The 15233-nt window shown below is 45.1% G+C and carries 17 protein-coding genes; 7 read left to right on the top strand and 10 right to left on the bottom strand.

Features of this window, described 5'->3' with window-relative positions; genetic code table 11:
* From exbB to Q0C19_RS01615, 10 genes are all read right to left on the bottom strand, one after another.
* A complete protein-coding gene (gene exbB / locus Q0C19_RS01570; RefSeq protein WP_295052177.1) occupies positions 1–450 on the bottom strand; it encodes a TonB-system energizer ExbB in 450 nt (149 codons plus the stop codon).
* Positions 440–940, bottom strand: coding sequence for an ATP-binding protein (locus Q0C19_RS01575; RefSeq protein WP_295052180.1), 501 nt, complete (start codon positions 938–940; stop codon positions 440–442). The genes exbB and Q0C19_RS01575 overlap by 11 nt, the downstream gene beginning before the upstream one ends.
* A 12-nt stretch (positions 941–952) precedes the next feature.
* Positions 953–1285 carry a hypothetical protein gene (locus Q0C19_RS01580; protein ID WP_295052182.1) on the bottom strand — a complete coding sequence of 111 codons (333 nt, stop codon included), beginning with the start codon at positions 1283–1285 and terminating at the stop codon, positions 953–955.
* Positions 1275–1931 carry a response regulator transcription factor gene (locus Q0C19_RS01585; RefSeq protein ID WP_295052184.1) on the bottom strand — a complete coding sequence of 219 codons (657 nt, stop codon included), beginning with the start codon at positions 1929–1931 and terminating at the stop codon, positions 1275–1277. Before Q0C19_RS01585 ends, Q0C19_RS01580 begins: the two co-directional genes overlap by 11 nt.
* A complete protein-coding gene (pyrC, locus tag Q0C19_RS01590) occupies positions 1921–2928 on the bottom strand; it encodes a dihydroorotase (RefSeq protein WP_295052187.1) in 1008 nt (335 codons plus the stop codon). Before pyrC ends, Q0C19_RS01585 begins: the two co-directional genes overlap by 11 nt.
* Before the next feature lie 2 nt (positions 2929–2930).
* Complete coding sequence (locus Q0C19_RS01595; protein WP_295052190.1) at positions 2931–4301, bottom strand: phosphomannomutase/phosphoglucomutase; 1371 nt, start codon at positions 4299–4301, stop codon at positions 2931–2933.
* 123 nt (positions 4302–4424) lie between these two features.
* Positions 4425–5603: an ammonium transporter gene (locus Q0C19_RS01600; protein ID WP_295052193.1), complete on the bottom strand. Its 1179-nt coding sequence runs from the start codon at positions 5601–5603 to the stop codon at positions 4425–4427.
* Between the two features lie 179 nt (positions 5604–5782).
* A complete protein-coding gene (locus tag Q0C19_RS01605) occupies positions 5783–6121 on the bottom strand; it encodes a P-II family nitrogen regulator (protein ID WP_295052196.1) in 339 nt (112 codons plus the stop codon).
* Between the two features lie 13 nt (positions 6122–6134).
* Positions 6135–7490, bottom strand: a complete 1356-nt coding sequence (locus Q0C19_RS01610; protein ID WP_295052199.1) for an ammonium transporter — start codon at positions 7488–7490, stop codon at positions 6135–6137.
* A 221-nt stretch (positions 7491–7711) separates the two neighbouring features.
* Positions 7712–8050: a P-II family nitrogen regulator gene (locus Q0C19_RS01615; protein ID WP_013460939.1), complete on the bottom strand. Its 339-nt coding sequence runs from the start codon at positions 8048–8050 to the stop codon at positions 7712–7714.
* 150 nt (positions 8051–8200) lie between these two features.
* Between Q0C19_RS01615 and gyrA the strand changes: the two genes are divergently transcribed.
* From gyrA to hemE, 7 genes are all read left to right on the top strand, one after another.
* Positions 8201–10681 carry a DNA gyrase subunit A gene (gene gyrA, locus Q0C19_RS01620; protein WP_295052204.1) on the top strand — a complete coding sequence of 827 codons (2481 nt, stop codon included), beginning with the start codon at positions 8201–8203 and terminating at the stop codon, positions 10679–10681.
* Positions 10682–10730: 49 nt separating this feature from the next.
* Entirely contained in the window at positions 10731–11186 is a 456-nt protein-coding gene (locus tag Q0C19_RS01625) for a hypothetical protein (protein ID WP_295052207.1), read from the top strand.
* Positions 11135–11542 carry a hypothetical protein gene (locus Q0C19_RS01630; RefSeq protein ID WP_295052209.1) on the top strand — a complete coding sequence of 136 codons (408 nt, stop codon included), beginning with the start codon at positions 11135–11137 and terminating at the stop codon, positions 11540–11542. Before Q0C19_RS01625 ends, Q0C19_RS01630 begins: the two co-directional genes overlap by 52 nt.
* A gap of 14 nt (positions 11543–11556) precedes the next feature.
* Positions 11557–12711 (top strand): sigma-54 dependent transcriptional regulator, encoded by a 1155-nt coding sequence (locus Q0C19_RS01635; protein ID WP_295052211.1) that lies wholly within the window; start codon positions 11557–11559, stop codon positions 12709–12711.
* A 101-nt stretch (positions 12712–12812) separates the two neighbouring features.
* Positions 12813–13841 carry an aspartate-semialdehyde dehydrogenase gene (locus tag Q0C19_RS01640; RefSeq protein WP_295052213.1) on the top strand — a complete coding sequence of 343 codons (1029 nt, stop codon included), beginning with the start codon at positions 12813–12815 and terminating at the stop codon, positions 13839–13841.
* A gap of 2 nt (positions 13842–13843) precedes the next feature.
* Entirely contained in the window at positions 13844–14368 is a 525-nt protein-coding gene (locus Q0C19_RS01645; RefSeq protein ID WP_295052215.1) for a YqhA family protein, read from the top strand.
* Positions 14361–15233: uroporphyrinogen decarboxylase (gene hemE, locus Q0C19_RS01650; protein WP_295052217.1), on the top strand; the 873-nt coding region annotated here is incomplete at its 3' end. The genes Q0C19_RS01645 and hemE, both read left to right, overlap by 8 nt.

Below are 15233 nucleotides of genomic sequence, written 5' to 3' on the forward strand. Positions count from 1 at the left end.
TTATCCTCGGCTTTTGTGGGCGATAATATCCCACTGCGTCAGCAGCCGTTCCATTTTACGGAGCAGAATATTGTAAAACACGATAGAGGGGATCGCCACCACTAACCCCATCGCCGTTGCTTTGAGTGCCAATGCAAGCCCTGTCATAATCTTTTTAGGATCAACCGCTCCGACATCACCGAGAGAATAAAACGTAATCATAATCCCTAGAACAGTCCCTAAAAGTCCTACATACGGAGCGTTTGAGCCGATCGTCGCGATGGTGCTGACGTTATCGCCTAAATCAAGTTCAAGCTCCTCTTTGCTCTCGTAATCACCGATACGAACTGCGCTGTACGCCATTAAGCGCTCAATAAAGAGCCATAACGATACAATACTCATCATCACCAAAATTCCGATAATCCCATAATCCACAACATTATGTGCCCAGCCGAGCCAACTATTTTCCATCTATTTCCCTTTTTTTAAATTCAAGTTTGACACATGTCCCCGCATCAAGCCGCGAAGAGATGTGCAATCCGATACCGTAACGATCACAATAACGCTTCACCAGATTTAAACCGATCCCATAACCCGCCATCGTCGAGTCGCTTTGGTAATAGCGATCATAAATATGGATCAGGGTAATTTCGTCCATCCCTATCCCCTGATCACAAATACTCAGAGTATTCTCTCGAAGTGTAATCGTGATTATAGGGTGTTTGGGTGAATATTTCACCCCGTTTTCAATCAAATTATCGATCACTTTCCCCAATCCGATCCGATCGCAATTGACTTCACAAGAATCAAGGCTAACTTCCCAAACAACACTCGGATAGAGAGAACGCAAAAACATCAGACGCTCTTCAATCACTTCACGCAGATCAAAAGCCTCGATTTTCTCCCGTTCACTCTGTTTTTTGATCAAATAATCGAGTTCGTTGTAGCGTTCTTTCAACATCTCAGCCGCAATCTAGATCCGCTCAAGTCGTTTAATGCTTTTCTCATCGGTATGTGTTTTGCGGAGCATCTGAACATTCGCGGTGATCGTATTGATCGGGAGATTCAGTTCATGGAGAGTCTCTTTGGAGAAACGCTCCAAATGGTCAAAATGCTCCCGTAGAGGCGTGATCGCAATTTTTGCCAATATACTGCCCGCAACCAGAGTGATAATCAATGAGACGAATGCAATAATTCCCCATTGCTGAACGCCAAGCACATCATGCACATAATATATACCGGCAATCAAAATACCGGTCGTAGTTACATACAACGATGCCAATGCAATTTCGACACTACGGAACAAGACGATACCCTACTCCGCGGATATTGACGATCAACTCCGATCCGATCTCCTGTTTGAGACGATTGATATAAACCCGTATCGCCCCGTCACTAATCATCTCCGAAGGGGTCCAAAGGGTATCCATAATCGTCTCTTTGGTGACAATTTCACCGGCATTTCGGATAAAAAGAGCCATCAGCTGATACTCTTTCAGGGAAAACGAGAGCTCTCTGCCCCCCATTAAAACACATTTATGTGTTTCATCAAGACAAAGCTCACCGGCACAATGACGCACTTTTCCCTTGCTACGGCGCAGAAGTGCATGTATTCGAATAAGCAGTTCATCGGTATCGAACGGTTTTTTGAGATAATCCTCAGCCCCTATTTCAAAAGCTTTTGTGAGCGTTTCAATCTCCTGATGGGAAGAGAGATAAATGCACGGAGTGGTATCGTCGGCACGGCGAAGCTCTTGCAGAAGCGATAATCCGTCTATAAGAGGAACATTGATATCCAGAAGATAAAGATCAAAACGGTTTTTATAGGTCTCATCAAGAGCAGCTTGTCCATTACGGCACAAGGTGACTTCAAAGCCCTCCTCTTCCAACACATCTACGATCGATTCGCCAAAAAGCAAATCATCCTCCAGCAGTAAAATCTTAGTCAACACGCTCTATCGACCACTTCAACGTTTCTCCCGCATTCATCGGTACGACACTGCCGTAGATTTCGGGAACCACAAAATCGTGTTTCACCAACACAATCTCTTTAAATTCGGCACAGATACCGTAAATACGCTGAGCATTATCACTCACAAACGACTGTAGATTATCGAGTTTATCATGAGAATCAAATACCTCGCACAGCAACTGTAATGCGATGGGTGCGGTAAAGACCCCTGCCCCGCATCCGCAGGACTCTTTCGTATGTTTCGGGTGAGGCGCCGAATCGGAGCCGAACATCACTTTCGGGTGGGCTTCAAGCGCCACTTTCAAAAGTGCAGAGCGATCTTCGGGACGTTTGGCGATCGGTTTGCAAAACAGATGGGGTCGAAGCATCCCCCCCGCTACATCATCGAGGGTGATGATGAGATGGTGTACCGAAATCGTTGCATAAAGATTTTCATAACGATCCAGCATTGCTACCGCATCGGCAGTCGTAATATGCTCCATAACGATTTTGAGCTTCGGAAAATTGGTTGCCAACATCTCATAAACAGACATAAACTCCGCTTCCCGATCCATCACAAACCCGTTGGTCTCTCCATGAACTGAGAGGATAATCCCCAGATCACTCATCGCTTCGAGCGTTTCACGCATCAACTCGATATCAAAGGAGCTTACTCCCCCTTCCGAGTTCGTTGTTACACCGCTTGGGTAGAGTTTAATGGCGGTAATCTCATCTTGAACACTCTCTAAAAATGCTTTACTATAGTTTTGGTAAAAAAGGGTCATATAAGGTTCAAAATCATCCCGTCCTATAGCGTGTTTAATCCGTTTTTTATACTCTTTGACCCCATCAAGCGTCGTCACCGGAGGGACAAGATTCGGCATTACGAGCGCACCGCTAAAACTGTACGACGTCAGCGGTGCAACGGTCTCTAACATCTCTCCGTCACGAAGATGCAGATGCATATCGAGCGGCATTGTCAAAGTAATTGATTTCATCATTAGACCTTTAACTGTTTTTGTGCTTCTTGGATGAGAGCATTCAGAGCCTCTTCATAACGGATCGCTTCGGCCTGCTCGGTCGATTCGAAACGGGTCACCAATACCGGCGTCGTATTGCTCGCACGTACCAATCCCCACCCTTTATCAAAAATAACGCGAACACCGTCTACATCGATAATCTCTTTGATCGCCGGAAACGATGCAGGAGGAGTTTGTAGCAATACTTTCAACTTTGCCATCAACGGAAATTTCTCTTGCTCCGTTGTTTTCACTTTGATCTCTTCGGTCGAAAATACTTTGGGAAGCTTCGCAATCTCGGCATCGAGATCAACCCCTTCATGGATCAGTTCGAGCATACGAAGCGTCGCGTAAATCGCATCATCGTATCCGAAATAACGGTCGGCAAAAAAGACGTGACCGCTCACTTCACATGCCAAATCGGCGTGAAGCTCTTTCATTTTCACTTTGAGATTCGAGTGACCCGTTTTGTACATCACCGCCGTCGCACCCCGCTCACGTAGGGTGTCGTACATCACTTGTGAACATTTTACTTCACCGATTACGGTCGGATTTTTCATCTTGAGGGCAAACAGCAATGCCATCATGTCCCCCTTGATGTTGTTGCTAGGGGTCAAGACGGCGATACGGTCGGCATCACCGTCATAGGCAAATGCGATGTCCCCCTCTGCGGCAAGGAGTTTTTTAATATCTTCGAGATTATGCTCTTCGCTCGGATCGGGGTGATGATTCGGAAAAGTACCGTCCGGCTCGACATATATCCCTTTGGTAGTGAGTTCAAGCTCTTTGAAAATTTCCTCAACCGCCAATCCAGCGACTCCGTTGCCGCAGTCATACACAATCCGTTCTTTCATGGCGCGCAAATGACCAAATGACTCAACCATAAACCGTTTATAGCGGCTTAGTGCATCAATCTCTACCACGTGACGTTCGACTTTGATTGGCATATCCATTACATCGATTTTACGGCCTAACGTATAAATCTGCTCTCCAAAAAATGGTGCTTTATTGATCGTAATTTTAAATCCGTTGTATTCGCTCGGATTGTGTGAACCGGTAATCATTACCGAAGCGCACGGTGTTACCCCATCGAACTCCTGATAGTTACAAAAATAGTTGACCGGAGTAGGAACCATCCCCATCCCCAGAACTTTCATCCCTCCGGCATTCAAACCAGCAGTAAGATATTCAAACAAAACAGGAGAGTGTGAACGGGCATCATAACCGACCGCAACATAGTCGCCAAATTGACGCATCTCCTCCGCCAATGCATACCCCAAACGGGTAACATTCGCGTCGTTGAGCTCTTTTTCAAAAATTCCACGGATATCATACTCACGATAAATAGACATATTTTCCCTTTTCAAGCAACATTAACAAATTATACAACGCGGTGGTTAAAAGAGTCTTTTACGGGGCCGAAAGCCCCATGGAAGAATAGAGAAGAAGTGTTACAAAAGTGTTAAGTGTCGATATTAAATAGCGCGTTTGAACTCAGGATAGGCTTCAAGACCGCACTCGCTGACATCAAGCCCTTGCTGCTGTTCCTCATCACTTGCACGGAAAGGGAATACTTTATTGATAAGATAGATAATAACAAACGAAACCGGAAATACAAAAAGTGCAATTTCGGCAATCCCTTTGAGTTGATTCAATAGGGTTATATTGTTTGCAACGTCGCTTGCGAAAATTCCCACCGCAAGTGTCCCCCAAATACCGTTTACCAAATGAACCGACAATGCCCCGACCGGATCATCAATGCGTACTTTATCAAATAGCGGAATCGCAACCACCACCAAAAGACCGCCGATAAATCCGACCGCTAACGCATCATAAAGAGAGAACAGATGAGCCCCTGCCGTAACCGCAACCAATCCGCCAAGGGCGCCGTTGAGAATCATTGTAATATCAAACAATTTGTAGCGTACATAGATTAAAATTCCGGCAGATATTGCCCCTGTCAACCCTGCAAGATTGGTATTGAAAATCGTCAATGCGACGCTATCGGCCAACGCTTTCGTCGAAATACCTCCGACAGAACCGCCGTTAAATCCAAACCAACCGATCCAAAGCAACATCGCTCCCAAAACCACCAACGGGATATTTGAAGCGGGGATAACACGCATTTGACCTCCGACATAGCGACCTTTACGTGCTCCGATGACCAAAATAGCCGCAAGCAATGCCCATCCCCCCGTAGAGTGGATAACGGTAGAACCTGCCAAATCGACCATATTGATATCCAGTAACGTATCTTTGATCCAATCGCTTCCCCAGCTGATGTTCACCGCTGTCGGATAGATGAATGCACCCATTACAACCGTAAAAAGGGTTAAAGGGAGAAGGCGGGCACGTTCACCCACCCCACCGCTCATAATGTTGATCGCTTTACCGACAAACGCCATTTGGAACATAAAAAATGCCCATTGACTCATCGTGCTACTATGAAAATCGCCAAATGCAAGATGAAACCCAACCAAAATAAAAGCCATCGACGCCACCGCATAAATCATAACGTTAACGGTCAAAACGCTGGAGACGTTTTTTGTCCGAACCAAACCTGCTTCGAGCATCGCGAAACCGGGAACCATTAATATAATCAGGGTAATTGAAAAGAGGGCAAAGAGGGTGTCAATAACGTAAGCAGTATCCATGCGGCACCTTTAGTTTAAGATAAAGGTGTGCATTATATATCCAACTAAATGGATTTGAGGAGAAGAATTGATTAATTTTTAATCAATCGAATAAATTGCACGCTCGCGTGCTTGGGCTTGACTTCTGAAGTAAACCCAGTGTTAACGTAGCAATCGGGACGAGTTCCGATTGCGTGTTATTAAATCGCCTCGATATCTGTTTCACCCGTACGAATACGGACGATTTTACTAATGTCACTGACGAAGATTTTACCGTCACCGATTTTTCCAGTACGAGCCGATTCAACAACGGTATTGACCACTTGATCCACCATCGCATCATCCACGACCATCTCCATTTTGATTTTAGGGAGAAAATCAACGACATATTCAGCACCACGATACAACTCGCTGTGCCCTTTTTGTCGACCGTAGCCTTTGACTTCGCTTACCGTCATACCGGTAATACCGATTTCGGCAAGAGCATCTTTTACGTCTTCTAATTTAAATGGTTTGATAACCGCTTCAATTTTTTTCATTGTTCATTCCTTCTTATAGGTTAAATCCACGTTCACCGTGTACTGATTCATCCAAACCTTGGCTCTCTTGCTCTTCGTTAACACGAGAACCGCCGGTTAATGCCATTGCTACATAGTACACTACGACCGTACCGACCAAAGTAAATAACCCGACCAATAGAGCCGATTCGGCTTGAACCATGATTTGTCCCATACGATCACCCGCATCTTTCAACGGTCCAGCCCAAAGAAGCGCGTTATCGCTGTTTGGCGTATACAGAGCGAACACACCGGTTGCAATCGCACCCCAAAGACCTGCAAGGAAGTGAACTCCGAATGCATCCAAACTATCATCGTAACCCAATTTTTTCTTGAGCGCCGTTACACCGAAGAATGCTACTACCGCCCCTACTGCACCAATAATCAATGCACCGCCGACACTTACGAATCCCGCTGCCGGAGTAATCGCTACTAACCCTGCGATCGCACCTGAAGCTGCACCAAGAAGGGTCGGTTTTTTGAACACTGCGTACTCAACTACGATCCATGTTACCGTTGCTACCGCAGCCGCAATGGTTGTTGTAAGGAATGCTACACCGGCGATTGCGTTCGCACCGAAAGCTGAACCGGCATTAAATCCGTACCAACCGAACCAGAGTAAACCGGCACCCACAGCGGTCAAAATAACACTAGCCGGTTTCATCGCTACTTTTGGATAGCCCGCACGTTTACCGATCAATAGAGCAAGAACAAGACCAGCCAAACCGCCGTTCATATGAACAACCGTACCACCTGCGAAGTCAAGAGCACCTTCGTTGAAGAGGTAACCGCCGCCCCATACCATGTGAGCAATCGGAGAATAAACGACGATTGTCCAGATAAACGCAAATACCATCCATGTCGAGTATTTCATACGTTCGATAACCGAACCTGCCACAATCGCAATGGTAATAGCTGCAAATGTCCCTTGGAACGCAACAAATACAAATTTAGGATAAAGTTGTCCCAATTCAACACTAGCAAAATCAGTCCAGCTGATACCATTGAGCATCACATTTGAAAATCCGCCGATGACTTGGTTCATTGAACCCTCAGCCGTACCGAATGCGATAGAGAAACCTGCGATTACCCAGGCAATAATCGCGACTGCAAAAGCACCGAATACCATTGCGTACGTATTAAGAACATTTTTCGCTCTTGTCATTCCGCCGTAAAACAATGCCAAACCGATCGGTGTCATCAACATAACCAATGCTGTTGACATCATCATCCATGCAGTATCCCCTGTATTAAGTACAGGTGCCGCAACTGCTGCTGCAACCGTTGCATTAGCGTCATCAGCAAACGCCGATACACCAAGTAGCGATAAAGCTAAAAGCCACTTTTTCATTTTCTCTCCTTGTTTGGACTTTTTAATGTCCGAATTAACTAAAATGTCAAATACCATTGTACAGAGTAATCCAAATGAGCGTGTGCAGATTATTGATTAAATTTTAATCAATGTGTTGTGTGAAATAAAAATTGTGAATTTAGCGATATTTTAATAGCATCGAAGATAAAAATGATTGCGGGTTCAAAGCCTGCGCTTTGAACTATTGTATGTTTAGCAGATTATATTGCGTCGCTGTCGGTTTCACCCGTGCGAATACGGATAATTTTGTTTATATCACTGATAAAAATTTTACCGTCTCCGATTTTACCGGTACGGGCCGCTTCGACAACGGTATTGACCACTTGATCCACCATTTCATCATCTACGACCATCTCCATTTTAATCTTTGGGAGAAAATCAACGACATATTCCGCGCCCCGATACAACTCGCTATGCCCCTTTTGACGGCCGTAGCCTTTGACTTCACTGACCGTCATACCCGTAATACCGATTTCGGCGAGAGCATCTTTTACATCTTCAAGCTTGAAAGGTTTGATAACCGCTTCGATTTTTTTCATTAATACTAAACTCCATACTACCTATAATATCTAGAACAATTGTAACCTTATTTAATTAATTAAGCAAATTAAAGCTAAAAAAATAGATTTTAAGAATTTAAGGCTCGTTCGGATATAATCAGCCATATTATCTTCACTTTTGGGGACCGCATGAACGATCTGCTAGACAACAGCGAAATAAATGACATTAATATAGAAGACACTCTAAAGAGCAGTTATCTCGATTACTCTATGAGCGTTATCATCGGACGAGCACTTCCGGATGTACGTGACGGTCTCAAACCGGTTCACCGTCGTATCCTTTATGCTATGGACAAACTAAGCCTCTCCGCGGGTGCCAAATATAAAAAATCAGCCCGTATCGTCGGGGATGTTATCGGTCAGTACCACCCTCACGGTGATACCTCGGTTTACGATGCTTTGGTTCGTATGGCACAGCCATTTGCCATGCGCGCACCGCTTGTAGATGGACAAGGAAACTTCGGTTCGGTCGATGGAGACAGCGCAGCAGCCATGCGTTATACCGAAGCGAGAATGACCCGTTATGCGGGAGAGCTTCTCAAAGATCTTGAAAAAGATACCGTTGATATGATCGAGAACTACGACGGCACCACTTTCGAGCCCGAAGTTCTTCCGACACGTGTCCCGAACCTTATTATTAACGGTTCAAGCGGTATTGCCGTCGGTATGGCGACCAATATCCCTCCTCATAATCCGAATGAGGTTCTCAATGCGCTTGTCTATCTTATGGACAATCCGAATGCCTCACTTATTGATATTATGCAGTTTATCAAAGCTCCCGATTTTCCTACGGGGGGAACCATCTACGGTAAAAAAGGGATTTTAGACGCGTATGAAACAGGACGCGGACGTATCCGTATCCGTGCCAAAACCCATATCGAGAAAAAAGCGAACAAAGACGTTATCGTTATTGATGAGCTGCCGTATCAAGTCAATAAAGCGCGTTTGATCGAAAGTATCGCCGATTTGGTCAAAGACAAATTCATCGAAGGTATCTCCGAGATCCGCGATGAGTCTGACCGTGAAGGTATCCGCGTCGTTATCGAGCTTAAACGCGATGCGATGAGCGAAATCGTCCTCAACAATCTTTACAAATCAACCAATATGGAGACGACATTCGGGATCATTATGCTCTCGGTCTTTAACCAAGAACCTCGTGTATTCACCCTTTTGGAAATGTTGGGGCATTTTATCAATCACCGTAAAACGGTTATTATCCGCCGCACTATTTTCGATCTCGAAAAAGCAAAAGCACGTGCCCATATCTTGGAAGGTTTGAAAAAAGCACTCGACCATATCGAAGCGATCATCAAACTTATCCGTGCAAGTAACGACGGCGAAGCGGCGAAAAACGGATTAATCTCCGAGTTCGGTTTTTCTCCGATCCAAGCCCAAGCTATTTTGGATATGCGTTTACAGCGCCTCACAGGTTTAGAGCGGGATAAAATCGAAAACGAGCTTAAAGAGATTTTAGCTCATATCGACTACCTAGAGAGCATTCTCCGCAGTGAAGAAGTTCTCAAAGATATCATCAAAGGGGAGTTCGTCGAACTCGTTGAGCAATTCAACATTCCTCGTGTCACCGATATCGAAGACAATTACGATGATATCAATATCGAAGATTTGATCCCGAACGAGCCGATGGTCGTTACCATCTCTCATCGCGGATATATCAAACGTGTACCGTTGGTAGCGTATGAGAAACAAATCCGAGGGGGCAAAGGCAAAATCGCCGTAACCACCTACGATGATGACTTTATCGAGAAATTCTATACGTGCAATACTCATGATACACTGATGTTCGTGACCGATCGCGGACAGCTCCACTGGCTCAAAGTGTACAAAATCCCTGAGGGATCACGCACGGCCAAAGGTAAAGCGGTCGTCAATCTCATCAACCTTGAAGCCGATGAGAAAATCCGTTCCATCATCCCGACTACCGATTTTGATGAGAAAAAATCATTGGTATTCTTTACCCAAAACGGTGTCGTCAAACGTACCGCGTTGAATGAATTCTCGAATATCCGAAGTAACGGTGTCCGTGCGATTGTCCTTGATGACGATGATGCATTGATCACCGCCCACATCGCGACCGAAGAGACGAAATATCTCTTTATTGTGACCAAATACGCGCAATGTATCAAATTCGAAATCGAGAAAACCCGTGATCAGGGACGCAGTACCCGTGGTGTTCGCGGTATCAAGTTTAAAATAGAGGGCGATGTCGTCGTCGATGCCAACATTATCAAGTCCGATGAAGAAGAGATTCTCATGGTGAGTGAAAAAGGGATCGGAAAACGTACTACGGCAGAAGAGTACCGCCTCACTAACCGCGCAGGAACCGGTGTTATCGCAATGAAACTCAACGCAAAAACCGGAACCACCGTGGTGGGTTGTCTGATGGTGGATGAGACGATGGACATGATGGCGCTTACCAAAGCGGGTAAAATGATTCGTGTCGATATGCAGACAATCGCCAAATCAGGACGCAATACCAGCGGTGTTTATATCATCAAAGGTGATGATGTCGCAAGTATTTCCCGTTGTCCGAAAAAAGAAGATGAAGAAGACGAAAATGAAGAGGGTGAGACAACCTTAGAGTTGGAATAATATTTGCTTAATTAGGGTAATTATTCCAAAATTACCCGAAGGAACCCGAATGCGAATCTCTGCTCTTCTTGCACTGCTTTTCACTATTCCCGCACTTCACGCGGGATTTTTATCCCCCGATGAACCTGAATCCAAAGTCAAATGTGTCTACAGCGGTACTGACGGTCATTGTGTCGAACCGATTTTGAAATCACAAAATGAAATTGTAATTACCGTGGTAGGACAAGGCGTTGCACCATCCGTCACCGCTTCTCCCGCACAAGCATATGCATTAGCCAAACGTGCCGCTATGGTAGACGGCTATCGTCTAATTGCAGAGAAAGTAAAAGGGGTTGAAGTTGAGGGGCAAGATACCATCAAAAATATGATGCTCATGCAATCCACAACACGTACATCCGTAGAAGCGCTTGTGCGCGGTGCCAATATTACCAATACTACATTTAAAGAGGGTCTGTGCGAAGTCGAAATGGAAATTTCCCTTTCCTATTCACGAGTCTTGCGCTAATCACGACTCTCGCCCTTAAAGCTGATAACTACTATATCGGGTATCGGCTTACTGCCAAAAATGCCCAACCTATCAATGAAACACTTTCGATCTCCAAAGCGATGCAGCCTTGTATCGCTTCAAATAACTCACCCTCATTAATTTTAAAATGCACACCCAATGAACGATTAGAATCCGTATTGCAACGAGAAGAAAACAATTTTTTAGAGTTTGCCTCATCCCAAGAACTTCATATCCAAAGCAATGATATCGTTGGGGTATCTCATACACAGCTACTGAATTCGCTTACCCTCCCGACAAAATGCTATGCAGTCGAGTTTAATGATGAGTCTGTTACAATAACCGCAACTAAATAAGCGGTGGTTTGCTAATGAAAATTGCAATTGTTGAAGATGATATCAATATGCGTAAGTCGCTTGAAATTGCGATGAGCGACTATGAAAAATACGAAATTCATACCTTCAAAAATGCACGTGATGCCCTTAAAAAACTCGATGATACTTTTCAACTGGTGATCAGTGATATCAATATGCCCGGAATGGACGGAATCGAATTTGTAAAAACCCTTGGGGGGAAATTCGAAGTAATCATCATCACCGGAAATGCCACCCTCACCCGTGCTATTGAGTCCATTCAGCTCGGAGTGAAAGACTTTCTCCTCAAACCGTTCGAAATCGAAACACTGGTTACGGCCATAGAGAGAACGGCAACCGTTGCGAAAAAATCACAAAAAGCTCTTAGCCAAGAGCCTCTGCAAGCCGATAATTTTCTAGGTTCTTCCCCGGTATTGGATAAACTTCTTGGTCGTGTCGCCAAAGCTGCGGTAACCGATGCAAGTATGATGCTCCTAGGTGAAAGCGGCGTCGGCAAAGAGGTTTTTGCACGCCATATTCATGAAAGTTCCCATCGTGCTTCCAAACCCTTTATCGCGATCAATATGGCAGCTATTCCCGACAACCTTATCGAGAGCGAACTTTTCGGCTTTGAAAAGGGCTCTTTTACCGATGCAACCGAAGCAAAAACGGGACAGTTTGAACTGGCTGAGGGGGGAACGCTCTTTTTAGATGAAATCGCCGAAATGCCCTACCCCCTCCAAGCCAAACTTCTGCGTGTCTTGCAAGAGAGGGAAGTCCGTCGTTTGGGTGCTTCAAAAAATACAAAAATCGATGTACGGATTATATGTGCCACCAACGCGGATCTTCATACCAAAATCGGTGAAGGGAAATTTCGGGAAGATTTGTATTACCGACTCAGTACTATCCCCCTTGTTATTCCTCCCCTTCGCGAACGTCGTGAAGAGATACTCTCCATTGCTGAAGCGGCGCTGGAGCGCTATTGTACTCAGTACGGTTTTGATACCAAATCCTTTACGGCAAGTGCACGCAATGCTTTAGAGAACTATAATTGGCCGGGGAATATTCGTGAACTTATCTCTGTAGTAGAGCGTTCTGCAATTTTGAGTGACGGAGAAATTATTGATACCGAGGATCTCTTTTTAGAAGCGCGCGGATTGGGGCGGATTTAGCTCTCTGTCCTAAATTTATCAAAGTTTTAAAAGCCCCCATTCGCTATAATCGCGGAAAAATATTCACGGGTGATCTCATTCATCCTTAAGGAAAGCCTCCTATGAAACGATATAACGTTGCGATCGTCGGTGCCAGCGGTGCCGTCGGAGAAGAAATTTTACGCATTTTCGAAGAGATCGATTTTCCATTAAACAAACTTGTCCCGATGGCAAGTGCACGAAGTGCAGGAAGCACGATTACGTTCAATGACAAAGACCTCGTGATCAAAGAGTTGACTCCAACAGTATTTGACGAAGAAGAGATTGAAATCGCTCTCTTTAGTGCCGGTGGAAGTGTATCGGCAGAGTTTGCCCCTTATGCTGCCAAAGCGGGAGCCGTTGTCATCGACAATACCAGCCATTTTCGTATGTTCGACGACGTCCCTCTCGTTGTTCCGGAAGTGAACCCCGAAGATATCGCCCAATGGCGCAATCGAGGTATCATCGCCAACCCTAACTGCTCTACCATCCAAATGGTCCAAGCCCTTAAACCGCTTGATGATGCTTATGATCTGCAACGAATCGACGTCAGTACCTACCAGGCAACTTCAGGAGCGGGGAAAACGGGGATGGAAGAACTCGTGGAACAGATGCAAGCCTTTTTCGCTTTCAAACTCGATGATATGGAACCTAAAAAATTTGCTCACCGAATCGCACTCAACGCTATTCCGCAAATCGATTCGTTCACCGATAACGGATACACCAAAGAAGAGCTCAAAATGGTGAACGAAACCCAAAAAATTATGCACAAAGATATCGAAGTGAGTGCGACGTGTGTCCGTATTCCAACCCTTCGCGGTCATGCGGAAACCCTTACCCTTACTTTTGACGGTGCGGTAGATGCGAATGAAGCGCGTGAGCTGCTTCGCAAAGCTCCCAATATTATCGTTCTCGATACACCGGAAGAAAATATCTACCCGATGCCGTCGCTGTGTATGGATCAAAATGAGACGTTTGTAGGACGTATCCGCAGCGATATTTACCGGGACAATGTTCTTCACATGTGGGTTGTTGCCGATAATCTTCGTGTCGGTGCCGCAACCAATGCCGTACGAATTGCCCAAAAATGGGTAGAGATGCAAGGAGAATAGCGATGAATTTCATCGAAAATTTGTTTGAAAAGGGACTCTGGAGTTCACGGTTCATCATTGTTTTAGCCGTGATATTCGGGTTGCTTGGAGCTTTTATCCTGTTTACGATCGCGAGTTTTGATGTCTATAATACGATGCGGTATGTTATTAGTGTTTATGCCACTCACGCTCATCCGGCACATTTCCACGAAGAAGTAGTCGGCGGTATCATCGGAGCAGTTGACTTATACCTTATCGGTGTCGTTATGATTATATTCTCCTTCGGTTTGTATGAACTGTTTATCTCCGACATCGATCCGGCCAAGGACGAGCACGGGAAAGAGAACCAGCTTTTAGCTGTTCATTCGCTTGATCAGCTAAAAGATAAAATTTCCAAAGTCATTGTTATGGTTTTGGTCGTCGGTTTTTTTCAGAAAGTAGGTCATACCGTATTTACCGGAGCGTTAGAATTACTCTATCTTGCTCTCTCGATCACAGCCGTTGCCGTCGGTCTATATTTTCTTAGTAAAGTAGGTCACCATGAGTAAAATTTTCGTTGATGCGTGTTTTGGAAAAGAGACACCTTACACCCCGGTTTGGATGATGCGTCAAGCAGGACGTTACCTTCCTGAGTATATGGAAGTTCGTAAACGTGCCGGAAATTTCCTCAACCTCTGCCATGCACCCGATATGGCCGCGGAGGTCACCATTCAGCCTGTCGATTTGGTTGGGGTGGATGCGGCAATATTATTCAGTGATATATTGGTTGTACCGAATGAGATGGGGATGAAACTCGATTTCATCAAAGGAGAAGGTCCTGTTTTCGACAAACCGATTTCCTCGGAAGAAGATTTGAATGAGCTTATCGGCGATGATGAAGCTGCATCACGACTCACCTACGTTTACGATACCATCAAAATTTTAAGAGCGAAGCTTGATGAGCGCGACGATAACAAAGCCCTTATCGGATTTACCGGCGCACCGTGGACACTGGCAACTTATATGATCGAGGGACAAGGGACAAAAACATACAATCTTTGCAAAAAGATGATGTATTCCAATCCGGACCTTCTTCATAAAATCCTCCGTAAAGTGACCGACGTCGTCAAGCTTTATATGGAAAAACAGATCCAATCGGGTATCGATGTCGTTCAAATTTTCGATAGCTGGGCCGCAGCGATTGAGCCAAGCCGATACGATGAGTTCTCTTGGAGTTACATGGTCGAGATCGCCGACTATTTGAAAGAAAAATACCCTCATATCCCTATTATCATGTTTCCTAAAGGGATTCCGGCATTTTTGGATCAAGTGTACGGCAATTTCGATGTATTCGGTGTTGACTGGAGTACCCCTATGGCTCTTGCAAAAGAGAAATTGGGAGATCGTTATGTTCTCCAAGGAAATATGGAGCCG

The organism is Sulfuricurvum sp. (assembly GCF_023250475.1).
Lineage (GTDB): Bacteria > Campylobacterota > Campylobacteria > Campylobacterales > Sulfurimonadaceae > Sulfuricurvum.

What these genes read in the sequence shown, in the direction of transcription:
- Q0C19_RS01600 (WP_295052193.1), bottom strand. Translation starts at nt 5,603, where the DNA reads ATGGATACTGCTTACGTTATTGACACCCTCTTTGCCCTCTTTTCAATT.
- Q0C19_RS01635 (WP_295052211.1), top strand. Translation starts at nt 11,557, where the DNA reads ATGAAAATTGCAATTGTTGAAGATGATATCAATATGCGTAAGTCGCTT.
- Q0C19_RS01645 (WP_295052215.1), top strand. Translation starts at nt 13,844, where the DNA reads ATGAATTTCATCGAAAATTTGTTTGAAAAGGGACTCTGGAGTTCACGG.
- gyrA (WP_295052204.1), top strand. Translation starts at nt 8,201, where the DNA reads ATGAACGATCTGCTAGACAACAGCGAAATAAATGACATTAATATAGAA.
- Q0C19_RS01610 (WP_295052199.1), bottom strand. Translation starts at nt 7,490, where the DNA reads ATGAAAAAGTGGCTTTTAGCTTTATCGCTACTTGGTGTATCGGCGTTT.
- Q0C19_RS01625 (WP_295052207.1), top strand. Translation starts at nt 10,731, where the DNA reads ATGCGAATCTCTGCTCTTCTTGCACTGCTTTTCACTATTCCCGCACTT.
- Q0C19_RS01615 (WP_013460939.1), bottom strand. Translation starts at nt 8,050, where the DNA reads ATGAAAAAAATCGAAGCGGTTATCAAACCTTTCAAGCTTGAAGATGTA.
- Q0C19_RS01605 (WP_295052196.1), bottom strand. Translation starts at nt 6,121, where the DNA reads ATGAAAAAAATTGAAGCGGTTATCAAACCATTTAAATTAGAAGACGTA.
- Q0C19_RS01640 (WP_295052213.1), top strand. Translation starts at nt 12,813, where the DNA reads ATGAAACGATATAACGTTGCGATCGTCGGTGCCAGCGGTGCCGTCGGA.
- Q0C19_RS01595 (WP_295052190.1), bottom strand. Translation starts at nt 4,301, where the DNA reads ATGTCTATTTATCGTGAGTATGATATCCGTGGAATTTTTGAAAAAGAG.
- pyrC (WP_295052187.1), bottom strand. Translation starts at nt 2,928, where the DNA reads ATGAAATCAATTACTTTGACAATGCCGCTCGATATGCATCTGCATCTT.
- exbB (WP_295052177.1), bottom strand. Translation starts at nt 450, where the DNA reads ATGGAAAATAGTTGGCTCGGCTGGGCACATAATGTTGTGGATTATGGG.
- Q0C19_RS01575 (WP_295052180.1), bottom strand. Translation starts at nt 940, where the DNA reads ATGTTGAAAGAACGCTACAACGAACTCGATTATTTGATCAAAAAACAG.